Genomic DNA, 13,216 nt, shown 5'->3' with positions numbered 1-13,216 from the left:
AAAGCATGGGTATGAACATCAGCAAGGGACAGAAAGCCGATCTGACGAAGAACAACGCGGGGCTTCGGAGCGTGCTCGTCGGCATGGGCTGGCAGGCGAATTCTGCCATCGATCTCGACACGGCGGCGTTTTTGCTCGGCGCGGGGGGAAAAGTCGCGGGCGATGCGGACTTCGTGTTCTACGGCAACGCGCGGCATGCTTCGGGTGCGGTCGAGCATATCGCTGCGCCTTCGGGCGGCGACAAGCAGCAGGTGCGCGTCGATCTCGCCGCCGTTCCCGCGTCCATCGAAAAAATCGCCGTGACGGCGACAATCTACGATGCGGACGCCAGGCGGCAGAATTTCTCCCAGGTCGCGGGCGCGTACATCCGCGTTCTCGATGCGGCGAGCGGCGCGGAGCTTCTGCGCTACGATCTCGGGCAGGGCTTCTCCGTGGAGACGGCGATCGTCGTCGGCGAGCTGTACCGCTACAAGGGCGAGTGGAAGTTCAGCGCCGTTGGCGCGGGATTCAGCGGCGGCTTGGAGGCGCTGTGCAAAAACTTCGGCGTCGAAGTCGGCGAGGGGCAGGGAGCCGCGCCCGCCGCACCGCCCGCGCCGCCAACCGCACAGCCGCGTCCTGCCGCACCGCCTGCGCCGCCGGCATCGCCCGCGCCCGCTGCGCCGCTCGCACAGCGTCCGCCGCTGAATCTCGGCAGGCCCGGCGCTGCGCCCGCCCCTGCGCCGCATGCGCCGCTGAACCTCGGCAGACCCGGCGGCGCACCGCCTGTGCCGCCGGTACCGACCGCCGTGCCGCCCGTGCAGTCGCCGACCGCGCCGAAGAAGGTCGAGCTCAAGAAGGGGCAGAAGGTCAGCCTCGTCAAGGGCGGCGGCGGACTCGGCGAGATCGCCATCAACCTCAACTGGCATCAGCAGCCGCAGACGAAGAAGCAGGGGCTTCTTGCCTCCATTTTCGGCGGCGGGGGAGGAGCGGGCGACATCGACCTCGATCTCGGCTGCCTCTACGAGCTTCAAGACGGCGAGATCGGCTGCGTGCAGGCGCTCGGCAATGACTTCGGCAGCCTTTCGCGCCGCCCCTGGATCGCGCTCGACGGCGACGACCGTACGGGCAGCAATGCTGCCGGCGAGACGCTTCGCGTCAACGGCAAGATGGCATCGAAGATCAAGCGCATCCTCGTCTACACGTTCATCTACGAGGGCGTCGCCAACTGGCAGCAGGCGGACGGCGTCGTGACCGTCAAGTGCCCGGGCAGCCCCGACATCATCGTGCGCATGGACGAGTACGGCTCGTCGAAGGCGATGTGCGCCATCGCCATGCTTGAAAACATCAACGACACCTTCAGCGTCGAGAAGCTCGTGCACTTTTTCAGCGGACACAAGAGCATGGACGAGGCGTATCACTGGGGGCTTCGCTGGGAGGCGGGCAGCAAGGACTGAGCGTGCAGGATTTCGCTGCGAGCAGCCGCCTTGCTTCGACGGAAGGCGCTGGGCGTATGAAAGAAATTTTCATCAAAGCCATGAAGGGAAAAGGCGGCGGCAGGGCGAATTCTTTTAAATAAGGGAAATTGTTTTCATGGAGCGGCGCTCGCAGAGCGGCTGCTCCGCATGAGATATTCTTATCGCAAGGAGAAATCAAGGAGGCAGGCACATGGGCGTGAATCTGCAAAAAGGACAGAAGGTAAACTTGAAGAAGTCGGACGGTCAGGCGCTCTCGCGCATCCGCATCGGGCTCGGCTGGGATCCCGTCGAGCAGAAGAAAGGCGGGCTTTTCGGCTCGATCTTCGGCGGCTCTGCGCCCGACATCGACTGCGACGCGAGCGTGATTGTCTGCAAGGGCGGACGCCTCTCGGGGAAGAAGGACGTCGTCTACTTCGGCAACCTCAAGCATCCGTCTGGTGCGATCGTCCATACGGGCGATAACCTCACGGGAGAGGGCGAGGGCGACGACGAGCAGATCCTCGTCGATCTTACCGCTGTGCCCGCAGACTATGACAAGCTCGTCTTCGTCGTCAACATCTACGACTGCGAGTCGAGAAAGCAGGACTTCGGCATGATTGCGAACGCCTTCATCCGTATATGCGACGAGCGGACAGGCGAGGAGTTTTGCCGCTATAACCTCTCGGAGAGCTACGCGGGCATGACGGCGATGATCTTCGGCGAGATCTACCGCTATAACGGCGAGTGGAAGTTCAACGCCATCGGGCAGGGCACGAAGGACAAGGGACTGAACGAGCTGGCGCGGCGCTATCAGTAAGACATCATGCCCTTGCGGCTTGATATAGGGAACGGTTCGTTTGTTCCCATGAAGCGGCACGATATGTGCCTGGGCAGGAAAATCGCCCGCTCTGCCGCGCTTTTTGACCGTGCGGCTGCAGGCGGCTTCCGCATGTACGCATAAGGAGGAATCTTCATGGCAATCAGTTTGAAAAAGGGACAGAAAGTTGATCTGACGAAGGGCAATCCGGGTCTCTCGAAGCTTCTGATCGGCCTCGGCTGGGACACGAACAAGTACGACGGCGGCTCTGACTTCGACCTCGACGCCTCGGCGTTCCTTCTCGGACCGAACGAGAAGGTCACGAGCGATGCGGACTTCGTTTTCTATGGCAACCTCAAGCACGCGTCGGGCGGCGTCGAGCATACGGGCGACAACCTCACGGGCGAGGGCGAGGGCGACGACGAGCAGATCAAGGTCGATCTCTCGAAGGTGCCGGCTTCGATCGACAAGATCGATTTCACGGTCACGATCTACGAGGCCGATGAGCGCAAGCAGAACTTCGGCCAAGTGTCGAACGCCTTCATCCGCGTCGTCAACGAGGCGACGGGCGAGGAACTCATCCGCTTCGATCTCGGCGAGGACTTCTCCATCGAGACGGCGGTCGTCGTCGGCAGGCTCTACCGCCAGGGTGCGGAGTGGAAGTTCAATGCCATCGGCGCGGGCTACAGCGGCGGCCTCGGCGCACTCGGCAAGGCTTACGGCGTTAACGTATAAGCGCGTTCTTTTGTTGGGCGAGCCTTCCCCTCGGGGAAGGCGAGAGAAGGGGGCTGTGCATAAGTCTCTCGGACTCGTGCACAGCTTCTTCCATCGAAAGGGGTGCGATGATGGAATACAAGATCTTATATCCTGAAGCTTTTCCCGTGGTCGAGTGCTCGCTGCGCCACGGCGAGGCGATCAAGGCGGAATCCGATGCGATGATCGCGATGGATGCGACGGTCGACGTCGAGGGCAAGATGGAGGGCGGCGTGCTCGGCGGCATCATGCGCCGCGTCTTCACGGGCGAGAGCTTTTTCCTGCAGCGTCTCGTCGCCTCGCGCGGTGCGGGCAAGGTTCTCTTCGGGCATCCGCTGCCCGGCGGCATCATGGACGTCGCCTTGGACGGCTCCTACGGCATGATTGTGCAGAAGGGCGGCTTCCTCGCGGCGGAGGAGACGGTCAACATCGACTCGAAGATGCAGGGACTCATGCAGGGATTCTTCTCGCAGGAGGGCTTCTTCCTCTTGAAGCTCACGGGCAAGGGCATTGCCTTCTTGAGCAGCTACGGCGTCATTCACGTGCTGAACCTCGAAGCGGGCGAGGAGGTCATCGTGGACAATGGCCACCTCGTCGCATGGCCCGATTACATGAACTACAAGATCGAAAAGGCGTCGAACGGCTGGATTTCGAGCGTCATGTCGGGCGAATGCCTTGTGTGCCGCTTCCGCGGGCCCGGTCCCGTGCTCATTCAGACGAGGAATCCGTCGGGCTTTGAGACGTGGATTCAGGAGATCGTGAGAAAGGGAGGAAAATGACATGGCGGTGAATCTTTCCAAGGGACAGCGCGTGAGCCTCGACAAGGGCATGACGATGGCGCTCGTCGGCCTCGGCTGGGACGTCAACCAGTACGACGGCGGTGCGGACTTCGACCTCGACGCCTCGGCGTTCCTCTTGGGCGCGAACGGCAAGGTGCGAAAGGACGAGGACTTCATCTTCTACGGCAATCTCGACAGCCCGGACGGCTCGGTGCATCATACGGGCGACAACCTCACGGGCGAGGGCGAGGGCGACGACGAGGTTCTGACGATCGACTTTACGAAAGTGCCGGCGGACGTCGACAAGATCGCCATCACCGTGACGATTTACGAGGCTCAGGTGCGCAAGCAGAATTTCGGACAGGTATCGAACGCCTACGTGCGTGTCGCGCGCATGGCGAACGCGCAGGATATGCAGGGTACGGAGGTTCTGCGCTTCGATCTCATGGAGGAGTTCTCCGTCGAGACGGCGCTCGTCGTCTGCGAGATCTATCGGCACAACGGCGAATGGAAGTTCAACGCGGTCGGCGCGGGCTATCAGGGCGGCTTGGAAGCCCTTTGCCGCGCGTACGGCGTGAATGTCTGACAAAGCATTGGAAAAAAACGGGAGGCCTTGCGCCTCCCGTTTTTGGGGTGTTCTTTTCGGCAATTTCCAGGCGCGGCTCTGAAGTGGAGTTCCGAGTCGCGTGCGGGAGTCTGCCGAAATCCGACGCAGGAGGCGAATGCGATGGAAAGGGAACAGGCGAGGGGCGAAAGTGCAATGAGCACGGCGGACGGCTCCTTGGCGGCGCTGCCGAAGTTCATCGACCTCGGTGCGTTTGCGCCCGAGTGCGAGAACAGCTTCGCCGTCGCCGCATCGCCTGAGGCAAAGGTGCGCGTGACGGCAGAGATCGCGGATGCACGCGTTTCTCCCGAGGTCTTGCCGGCGGGGGCGGGCGGCTTCCTTCTGACGCTTCCCACGATGCGCGCCGGCTCGGTCGTCTACGGCGCTCTCACCATGCGCTCGGCGAGCGAGGAGCGGCGCATATTCATCGCGGGCGAGGCGCGTGCGGGTGCGCCGGAAAGACGCGCGAGAAGCCCCGAACCGCCGCTTCCTCAGCTCGTGCGCGGCGAGCGGCTGCGGCTGGCGGGAAGCGAGAAGCTCGCCTTCCGCTACGAGGACGAGGAGCGCGAGCCGGGCGTCGAGGTCGACGCCTACGTGTTTCGCCTCTATGCGGGCGGGCGCGTTCATGGCGACGAGGATTTGATCTTCTTCGGCAACGCTCGCGCGGACGATGGCAGCATCGAAGTGAATACGGCGGGCGGCGTCGGTGCGAGTGTCGACGTCGCCAATGCGAGTGTCGACGTCGCCAAGGTCGGCGCGGCCGTCGAGCGTCTCGTCCTGTGCTTCTCGGTCTACGATGATGGCACGGGCAGGGATTTCTCGCATGTGCGTGCGCCGCGCCTGACGCTCGCGGAGGACGGCGTGCCGAAGTACAGCTTTTATCTCGACGGCCTGCGGCGCGAGAAGACGGTGAACGCGGCGGAGATTTACCGCCATCGCGGCGCATGGAAGCTCAAGCTCGTCGGTGCAGGCTACGAGGCGGGACTCGCGAGACTCTGCGAAGACTACGGACTCAGCGTGGAATAAAGAGGGGACACGGATTAGCCGTGATTCCTGAATATGGAGGTTTACCATGAATGGAAGATAGGGAAATCTTGCAGTACAAGGTGGGCGGGCTTCTCTACATGCCCGCCTACCAAGAGAACATCGTGGAGAAGATTCGTCGGCAGAAAAAAGAGCATCTGACGGCCATCTGCTTCTGTCTGGAGGACGCGATCGGCGACATGGCGGTCGCCGATGCCGAGCGAGCCTTGCGCACGAATCTCGCGGAGCTCAAGGAGGTCTATGCAGAAGAGGCGGGCGGGAAGCCGCTGCTCTTCGTGCGCGTGCGCACCGCCGATCACATGGAGCACTTTCTCGACTTCGTGGGTGCGGCGGGCGACATTCTGACAGGCTACGTCCTGCCCAAGGTGAATCTCGGCAACGTCGAAGCCTACATGGAGCTTATGCGATCGGTCAATGACGGCGCGGCGAAGAAGCGCTACCTCATGCCCGTCCTCGAAAGTCCTTCTATTGCCGACATCAAGAGCCGCGCCGCCGTTCTCGGCGAGCTCAAGGTGATCTTCGACGCGCATCGCGAATACGTGCTCAACATCCGCGTCGGCGGCAACGATTTCAGCAATCTCTACGGCGTGCGCCGCTCGATTGCGCACACGATCTACGAGGTCGGCGTCGTGCGCGACATCCTCATCGATATTCTGAATATCTTCGCGCGTGACTACATCGTCTCCGGCCCTGTCTGGAACTACTTCGGCGACGACCCTGCGGGCGCGTGGGCGGCGGGACTCAAGAGGGAGCTGGAACTCGACCGCTTGAACGGCTTCATCGGCAAGACGGTCATTCATCCCGCGCAGCTCCCGTTCGTCTTCGAGAGCCTGAAGGCGGAGCGCTCCGACTACGAGGATGCGAAGATGATCGCCGAATGGCAGGACGAGAAGGCGGGCGTGAAGAAGAGCTGGGACGGCACGCGCATGAACGAGGTCAAGACGCATGCCAAGTGGGCAAAGCGCGTGCTGACACTCGCGGAAGTTTACGGTGTCAAGGAAGCAGTCAAAAGGTAAGGGGAAGTCTTTATGCGTATATGGTTCAACCAATGGTTCAGCACGGCCTACCATCTGATCGAGCTGATGCGGGCGGGATCGCCCGGGAAGTTCACGTTCGTCGGCTCAAGCGCCAATCCCAATGCACTCTATCGTCTCGTTTCCGATGAGTGGTACACGGAGCCTGCGCTTCCCGTCTCCGAAGAGTATGTGGAGTATTGCCTGGAATTTTGTAAGGCGCATCGTATCGACGTATTCTTCCCGCGCCGCGCCCTGACGCTGCTCTCGCGCTATCGTGAGGAATTTCTCGCGGCGGGCACGAAGCTCGCCGTCGGCAGCGATTACAAGATCATGCGGCTTCTCGACGACAAGGCGGCGACGTACGCCTTCTTCGAGGCGCGTGACGCCTCCCTCGTGCCCGCACATCTCATCGCCGGCACGTACGAGGAATTCTGCGCCGCCTACGAGACGCTGCGGCCGCACTGCAGGCGCGTCTGCTACAAGCTCACGAAGGACGAGGGAGCCGAGACCTTCCGCGTCATCGACGATACGCTTCTGCGCTCGGGCGACGTGCGCCGCAAGCCCGGCATGAAGCTCACGTGGGACATGGCGCGCACGGTCGTCCGGGGCTACGACTTTTCCGTGCCCTTCATGCTCATGCCATACCTCGAAGGGCAGGAAATCAGCGTCGACTGCCTGCGGACGCCCGGCGAGGAGATCATCATCCCGCGCTTCAAGACGAACCACCGCTATTCGGAAGTCCGTTTCGATGAGGAGATCGTCGAGAAATGTCGCACGATGATGAACCTCCTGCAGATCGATGTGCCGATCAACATCCAGTTCAAGGGCGACGGAGAAAAGTACTGTCTGTTGGAAATCAATCCGCGCATGTCGGGCGGCTTGCAGCTCTCGTGCCTCGCGACGGGAATCAATGTGCCCGATATCGCCGTCCATCAGCTTCTCGGCGAGGAAAAGCCGTGGCAGTACCCCGATCGCCAAAAGGTCTATCGCGTGGCGAATCTTGAGACGCCGAAGCGGCTCAAGGCGTGAGGCGGGCGCGATGAAGTACACGGCAGACGCGGTGCTGCGCGTGGCGAGGCGGCACAGAAATGAAAAGCGCGGCTATCTGCTCGTCAACCCGCTGCAGGGCAAGCACATGCCCGTCGCACCGCATGAAGCGCTCGACCTCATGGAAGCGCTCGGCGAGAAGGTCAAGGCAGCCGCGCCTGCGGCAAGGCTCGTCATCGGCTTCGCCGAGACGGCGACCGCCATCGGCGCCGTCGTCGCGAAGTCGCTCGCAGATTCGTGCCTCTACGTGCAGACGACGCGCGAGGAATTGCCGTCCGATGTGCGCACGATCGAGTTTTTGGAGGAGCACAGCCATGCGCCCGAGCAGCGACTCGCCGTCGATGCGCTCGAAGCGCAGCTCGACGAGACGGATACGGTCGTCTTCGTCGACGACGAGATCTCGACGGGCAGGACGCTCTCTAACATCGTCGAGCAGATGAAGGAGAAGCTGCCCGCGCTCGGGGAGAAGAGGCTCGTTGCAGCGTCCGTCCTGAACCGCTTGACGGCGTCCGATCGCGAGCGGCTCTTGGCATGCGGCGTCGAGTGCGTCGCGCTCGTAGAGCTTGCGCCTGAAGACTACGAGGCACGCGCGGCGGCGTTTCAAACGCGCGGGGCGGCGGACTGCCGCATTCCGTCACGACATTACCCCTACCGCACGCTTGCGCTCGGCGAGTACGCGACGCCGCGCACGGGCGTCGCGATCGGCGACTATACGATTCTCTGGCAGGGGGCGGGGCTCGTCCTCGCTGAGCGCATCGCTTGGGCGAAGCATGAGTCGATCCTCGTGCTCGGCACGGAGGAATGTATGCTGCCGGGTCTTATGGTCGGCAGAGTCTTGGAGAGGAAGGGCTGGCAGAACGTCTTCTTCCATGCGACGACGCGAAGCCCCATCGGCATCTCGGAGGAAGCGGGCTATCCCATCGAAGCGGGCTGGCAGGTCAAGAGCTTCTACGGCGATGAGCGCGCGACGTACATCTACAATTTGCGGCCCTATCACCATGCCGTCATCGTCTCGGACACGGCGCACGAGGCGCAGGGCGCGGTCGATAGTATCGCTCGCGCCCTGCGCGAGAGCGGCTGCACGGACATCGTCTGTCTGATGAGCCGCGACGAATGACGAGGAAGGAGCGGGCGATGTTCAGTACATACAAGAAGGACGACGTGACGATCCTTTTGAAAGACATCACGGGAAAGATCGATCCTCTGCCGACGGCAGAGAGGGAAAAGCTCATTCAGTCGGGCAGGCATTATTCGGAGATGCTGCCCTTGGAATATGAGCCGTCGGAAAAGTATTTGAAGGCGTACTTCGATGCGCTCTCGCGCTACGCCGAGATCACAGCTCATGCGGCGGCGAGTCTCGCCGAGAAGATTTACGAGGAGAAGGGCGCATCCGCCGCGCTCGTCTCGCTCGCCCGCGCGGGCACGCCCATCGGCATCCTGCTCAAGCGCTATATCAAGCGGCGCTTTGGCGCGGACGTCGCGCACTACACCATTTCCATCATTCGCGGCAGGGGCATCGACAAGAACGCCATGGCGTACATCCTCGCGCGTCACGCGCCTGAGGCTCTGCAGTTTGTCGACGGCTGGACGGGCAAGGGCGCGATCGCGCGCGAGCTCGCAAACGACGCGGCAGAGTTTCGCGGCGTGAGCGCGGGGCTTGCCGTCCTGTCCGATCCCGCCTATGTGGCGGAGAAATGCGGCACGCACGAGGACTTCCTCATCGCGAGTTCGTGCCTGAACTCGACGGTGTCGGGGCTTCTGAGCCGCACGGTGCTGCGTGATGATTTGATCGGCGAGGCGGACTTTCACGGCGCGGCCTTTTACGAAGAACTGCGCGAGAAGGATCTGACGTATGACTTCATCGAGGCGGTGGAAAGGCGCTTCCCCGAGGAAGCGCCGCCCGTGCGCGAGGAGGGCGCGGCGCATCGGTCGGGGCTTGCCGAGGTCGAGCGCATCGCGGGCGATTTCGACATTCGCGACATCAACCTCGTGAAGCCCGGCATCGGCGAGGCGACGCGGGTGCTCCTGCGCCGCCTGCCGTGGAAACTTCTCGTCAAGAGCCGCACGGACGAAGCGCGGCTCGGTCATCTCTATCAACTGGCAAAGGAGAAAGGCGTCGAGGTTGTGGAGTATCCGTTGGAGAATTATCTCGCATGCGGACTCATACGCTCGCTCGCCGACAACTGAAATGAAAGACATCGTATTCGCTTCCGATCTCGACAACACGCTGCTCTACTCGCGCAGTCACAAGCGCGAGGGCGATATTTGCGTCGAGCATATCAAGGGCGAGGTGCACGGCTTCATGACGCCGCTCGCCGTCGAGCGTCTGCGCGAAGTCTCGCAAAAGCTCTGCCTGATTCCCGTCACGACGCGCTCAATCGAGCAGTATCGGCGCATCGAGTGGCCGGAAGGCACAGCGCCTGAATACGCCGTGACGACGAACGGCGCGGTGCTTTTGAAGAACGGCGAGGTCGATGCCGCGTGGCGCGAGGCGCATGACGCTTTGATCGCCCCTGCACGAGAGGAGATCGCGCGCTGTCACGCGCTCTATCTGGGTGATCGCGCGTTCATCCGCTGCCGCATCGTCGACGACGCGTACCTCTTCGTCTACTGCGCCGACGGCGTGGACGCGCAGGCGCAGGCGGAAAAGTGCCAAAAGCGGACGAGCCTTCGCGTCGAGCCGTCGGGCAGAAAGATCTACTTCTTTCCGCCGAAGCTCACGAAGGGCGCGGCGCTCCGTGAGCTTCGCCGCCGCTTCTCGCCGCGCAAGGTCTACGCCGCCGGCGACACGGCGATTGACGCGCCGCTCCTCGCCGCAGCCGATCTCGCCTTCGCCGCCAAGACACTCGCGATGGAAGACGCCGCGCACATCCGGCGGCACACAGGCGAAGGCGTATTCGCCGAATGGCTGCTCGGCGAGATATTGCAGGAGCTTGACTGAAAGAAGCGGCTCCTTGTGGTATAATAAAGGAAGGAGCACACGCATGGCAAAAGGCCGCCAATATCAAGACACGGTGTTTCGCGCATATATGAATGACGTCGATCGTCTGAGAGATGTCGCAGGGGCGCTTCATGGAAGGACATACGCAGCGGATGAAAAGATTCAGATTATGACCCTCGAAGGCACGTTTCTTTCGCAGTTGAAAAACGATATATCCTTTTTGATCGAGGGCTGCTATCTGATTCTTTTGGAGCATCAAAGCACTTGGAATCCAAACATGGCACTTCGTTGCTTATATTATATTTGTGAACAATTCCGCATGCTGGTGGAAGCGAAAAAGCTCTATCAGAATGTGAAGATCAAGCTTCCAGCGCCAGAGTTTCATGTGTTTTACTTGGATGAAAACGATGTGCGGGAAAGTCATTTACTGAATCTTTCTGATGCTTATATGATAGAAAATGGAAAAGGTTTTTTGGAGCTGACGGTTCTCTGTCATAATATTGCCTATGATAGAGGGAAGAAGCTGCTGCAAAAAAGCCAGGCATTGCATGATTACAGTTTTTTTGTTGCCTGTGTCAAGAAAAATATCGCTCAAGGGGTGGAACGGGCGATCGCCATCCGAACTGCCGTGCGCTATTGCCGTGAGAACGACATCATGAAAAACTTTCTGGAGTTACATGAAAGCGAGGTCATCGACATGGTCAATTTCGAGTGGAACCAAAAGGATTTTGAAGAAGCTGTTCGTGAGGAGGTTCGTGAGGAAGAGACATCGGCCTTTATTCTCGGCATGCTGAAAGAGAAACTGCCGCTGGAAACCATCGCGCGGGTGTCGAAAATGTCGGTGGAGCGCATTCAGGAGCTTGGCCGCATGCACAGTCTGCTTTGACGCGATAGAAAGGAGCATCGTATGCAGGGCATTGTGAAAAAGGGGCCGCGCCTGCAATTTCGACAGGCGGAGGAAAAGGATCTCGACTACATCCTCGAAGTGGAATTTCGCCCCGAGAACGGCAAATTCGTCATTCCGTGGGAGCGCGAGGTGCATAGCCAGACGCTCAACACCGAGGGTGCGATTCATCTCGTCATCGAGCGCATAGACACCTTGGAGCCGGTCGGCTTTCTGATGATCGCAGGGCTCAATAATCCGTCGAAGGAGATCGAGTGGACGCGCATCATCCTCGACAAGAAGGGCGAGGGCTATGGGCACGAAACGCTCAAGCTCCTGAAGTCGTGGGCGTTCGACGACCTCAAGTTCCACCGCGCTTGGCTCGACTGCAAGGACTACAACGCGCGCGCGCTGCACGTCTACGAGTCGGAAGGCCTCGTGCGCGAGGGACTGATCCGCGAGACGATTCTGACGGACGGCGTCTACGAAAACCTCGTGATCCTCGGCATCCTCGACCGCGAGTACTTCGCACGCAAGGAAAGGAGCGAAGAGCTTTGAAAAAGATCAAGCGCGTGTTCCTCATCGTGCTCGACAGCCTCGGCGTTGGCGCGGCGCCCGATGCCGCCGACTTTGGCGACGGTGCGTGCAACACGCTCCTGAGCCTCGTGCGTTCGGAAGGCTTTTCTGCGCCGCATCTCGCCTCGCTCGGACTCTTCTCCGTCGACGGCATCAAGGACGCGGCGGAGGCAGCCGCGCTTCGCGTGCCTGCGCCGCGCGGCGCTTTTGCACGGCTGCAGGAAAGCTCGCGCGGCAAGGATACGACGACGGGGCATTGGGAGCTGGCGGGCATCGTGGGCGAGCACCCGATGCCGACGTACCCCGAGGGATTCCCGCCCGAGCTCATCGCCGCGCTTGAGGCGAGCATCGGCAGGAAGCTCATCTGCAACAAGCCGTATTCGGGCACGCAGGTCATTCATGACTACGGGCGCGAGCACATCGAGACGGGAGCACTCATCGTCTACACGTCGGCGGACAGCGTGCTGCAGCTCGCGGCGCACGAGGGCGTCGTGCCGCGCGAGGAGCTTTACGAGGCGTGCCGCAAGGCGCGTGCCATTATGCAGGGCAAGCACGGCGTCGGCAGGGTCATCGCGCGTCCCTTCATCGGCGAGTATCCGAACTACGAGCGCACGGCAGGACGGCACGACTTCTCGCTTGAGCCGCCGGCGACCGTGCTCGACGCATTGCAGGAGGCGGGATTCGCCTCCATCGGCGTCGGCAAGATCTCCGACATCTTTGCAGGAAAAGGGCTCACGAAGAGCCTTGGCACGAACGAGGACAATGCCGACGGCATGAAAAAGACGAGATCGCTCCTCGGCGAGGATTTCACGGGTCTCGCCTTTGTCAATCTCGTCGACTTCGATATGGTCTTCGGCCATCGCCGCGATACGGCAGGATATGCACGCGCCGTCATGGAGTTCGACGCATGGCTCGGCGAGTTTCTCACGGCGATGAAGGAGACGGACGTGCTCATGATCACAGCCGATCACGGCTGCGATCCCGGTGCGCCCGGCACCGATCACACACGCGAATACGTGCCTCTCCTGGCTTATGGCGCGGCGGTACGCGCGGGCTGCGATCTCGGCACGCGCCCCGCATTCGCCGACGTCGGCGCGACAATCGCCGAGATCTTCGGCGTGGAGTTTGTGACGCGAGGGCGGAGCTTCTGGCGTGAGATTGCCGCAGGCTGAACGCCGCACGCGAAGGCTCGCGTCCCTGCAACAAGTTTCATCGCATGTACCCCTTTACGACTTGCGTACATAGAGCCTGAACGCCTCGAAATCGTTGTATTCGAGGCGTTTTTTTCGTATGATGAAAGAGGAAGATGCATCATACGGAAAG

General features: G+C 61.3%; 13 protein-coding genes and 1 pseudogene. All 14 read left to right on the top strand.

The annotated features are described in order from the left end of the window. Positions 1-5: 5 nt before the first annotated feature. Positions 6-554 (top strand): annotated as a pseudogene (locus tag OL236_RS12535) (TerD family protein); the annotation flags it as partial. A gap of 1,090 nt (positions 555-1,644) precedes the next feature. After that, complete coding sequence (locus OL236_RS10015; RefSeq protein WP_006192729.1) at positions 1,645-2,250, top strand: TerD family protein; 606 nt, start codon at positions 1,645-1,647, stop codon at positions 2,248-2,250. A gap of 156 nt (positions 2,251-2,406) precedes the next feature. Continuing rightward, positions 2,407-2,985, top strand: a complete 579-nt coding sequence (locus OL236_RS10010) for a TerD family protein (protein WP_265070495.1) — start codon at positions 2,407-2,409, stop codon at positions 2,983-2,985. A gap of 107 nt (positions 2,986-3,092) precedes the next feature. Then, on the top strand, positions 3,093-3,782 hold the full coding sequence (locus OL236_RS10005) for a TIGR00266 family protein (protein ID WP_006192732.1): 690 nt from the start codon (positions 3,093-3,095) through the stop codon (positions 3,780-3,782). 1 nt (position 3,783) lies between these two features. Further along, positions 3,784-4,368: a TerD family protein gene (locus OL236_RS10000; RefSeq protein WP_265070494.1), complete on the top strand. Its 585-nt coding sequence runs from the start codon at positions 3,784-3,786 to the stop codon at positions 4,366-4,368. Positions 4,369-4,509: 141 nt separating this feature from the next. Further along, the gene (locus OL236_RS09995) at positions 4,510-5,412 is read left to right on the top strand and encodes a TerD family protein (protein ID WP_265070493.1); all 903 of its coding nucleotides are present in this window, start codon (positions 4,510-4,512) and stop codon (positions 5,410-5,412) included. Between the two features lie 50 nt (positions 5,413-5,462). Beyond that, positions 5,463-6,446 (top strand): HpcH/HpaI aldolase/citrate lyase family protein, encoded by a 984-nt coding sequence (locus OL236_RS09990; protein ID WP_265070492.1) that lies wholly within the window; start codon positions 5,463-5,465, stop codon positions 6,444-6,446. A gap of 12 nt (positions 6,447-6,458) precedes the next feature. Next, positions 6,459-7,475 (top strand): ATP-grasp domain-containing protein, encoded by a 1,017-nt coding sequence (locus tag OL236_RS09985; RefSeq protein ID WP_265070491.1) that lies wholly within the window; start codon positions 6,459-6,461, stop codon positions 7,473-7,475. Positions 7,476-7,485: 10 nt separating this feature from the next. After that, positions 7,486-8,610, top strand: a complete 1,125-nt coding sequence (locus tag OL236_RS09980) for a phosphoribosyltransferase family protein (RefSeq protein ID WP_265070490.1) — start codon at positions 7,486-7,488, stop codon at positions 8,608-8,610. Beyond that, the gene (locus OL236_RS09975; protein WP_265070489.1) at positions 8,607-9,680 is read left to right on the top strand and encodes a cysteine protease StiP family protein; all 1,074 of its coding nucleotides are present in this window, start codon (positions 8,607-8,609) and stop codon (positions 9,678-9,680) included. The genes OL236_RS09980 and OL236_RS09975 overlap by 4 nt, the downstream gene beginning before the upstream one ends. A gap of 1 nt (position 9,681) precedes the next feature. Further along, entirely contained in the window at positions 9,682-10,434 is a 753-nt protein-coding gene (locus tag OL236_RS09970; RefSeq protein WP_265070488.1) for a haloacid dehalogenase, read from the top strand. Between the two features lie 43 nt (positions 10,435-10,477). Further along, on the top strand, positions 10,478-11,320 hold the full coding sequence (locus OL236_RS09965; RefSeq protein WP_265070487.1) for a transposase: 843 nt from the start codon (positions 10,478-10,480) through the stop codon (positions 11,318-11,320). A 21-nt stretch (positions 11,321-11,341) separates the two neighbouring features. Next, positions 11,342-11,875, top strand: a complete 534-nt coding sequence (locus tag OL236_RS09960; RefSeq protein WP_265070486.1) for a GNAT family N-acetyltransferase — start codon at positions 11,342-11,344, stop codon at positions 11,873-11,875. Further along, positions 11,872-13,065 carry a phosphopentomutase gene (locus tag OL236_RS09955; protein ID WP_265070485.1) on the top strand — a complete coding sequence of 398 codons (1,194 nt, stop codon included), beginning with the start codon at positions 11,872-11,874 and terminating at the stop codon, positions 13,063-13,065. The genes OL236_RS09960 and OL236_RS09955 overlap by 4 nt, the downstream gene beginning before the upstream one ends. The last annotated feature ends 151 nt before the right edge of the window (positions 13,066-13,216 follow it).

This window comes from Selenomonas sputigena, assembly GCF_026015965.1.
Classification (GTDB): domain Bacteria; phylum Bacillota; class Negativicutes; order Selenomonadales; family Selenomonadaceae; genus Selenomonas.
This window is presented reverse-complemented; position numbering and strand designations above follow the sequence as displayed.

What these genes read in the sequence shown, in the direction of transcription:
- OL236_RS09965 (WP_265070487.1), top strand. Translation starts at nt 10,478, where the DNA reads ATGGCAAAAGGCCGCCAATATCAAGACACGGTGTTTCGCGCATATATG.
- OL236_RS10015 (WP_006192729.1), top strand. Translation starts at nt 1,645, where the DNA reads ATGGGCGTGAATCTGCAAAAAGGACAGAAGGTAAACTTGAAGAAGTCG.
- OL236_RS09990 (WP_265070492.1), top strand. Translation starts at nt 5,463, where the DNA reads ATGGAAGATAGGGAAATCTTGCAGTACAAGGTGGGCGGGCTTCTCTAC.
- OL236_RS09960 (WP_265070486.1), top strand. Translation starts at nt 11,342, where the DNA reads ATGCAGGGCATTGTGAAAAAGGGGCCGCGCCTGCAATTTCGACAGGCG.
- OL236_RS09975 (WP_265070489.1), top strand. Translation starts at nt 8,607, where the DNA reads ATGACGAGGAAGGAGCGGGCGATGTTCAGTACATACAAGAAGGACGAC.
- OL236_RS10010 (WP_265070495.1), top strand. Translation starts at nt 2,407, where the DNA reads ATGGCAATCAGTTTGAAAAAGGGACAGAAAGTTGATCTGACGAAGGGC.
- OL236_RS09995 (WP_265070493.1), top strand. Translation starts at nt 4,510, where the DNA reads ATGGAAAGGGAACAGGCGAGGGGCGAAAGTGCAATGAGCACGGCGGAC.
- OL236_RS09985 (WP_265070491.1), top strand. Translation starts at nt 6,459, where the DNA reads ATGCGTATATGGTTCAACCAATGGTTCAGCACGGCCTACCATCTGATC.
- OL236_RS10005 (WP_006192732.1), top strand. Translation starts at nt 3,093, where the DNA reads ATGATGGAATACAAGATCTTATATCCTGAAGCTTTTCCCGTGGTCGAG.
- OL236_RS10000 (WP_265070494.1), top strand. Translation starts at nt 3,784, where the DNA reads ATGGCGGTGAATCTTTCCAAGGGACAGCGCGTGAGCCTCGACAAGGGC.
- OL236_RS09980 (WP_265070490.1), top strand. Translation starts at nt 7,486, where the DNA reads ATGAAGTACACGGCAGACGCGGTGCTGCGCGTGGCGAGGCGGCACAGA.
- OL236_RS09970 (WP_265070488.1), top strand. Translation starts at nt 9,682, where the DNA reads ATGAAAGACATCGTATTCGCTTCCGATCTCGACAACACGCTGCTCTAC.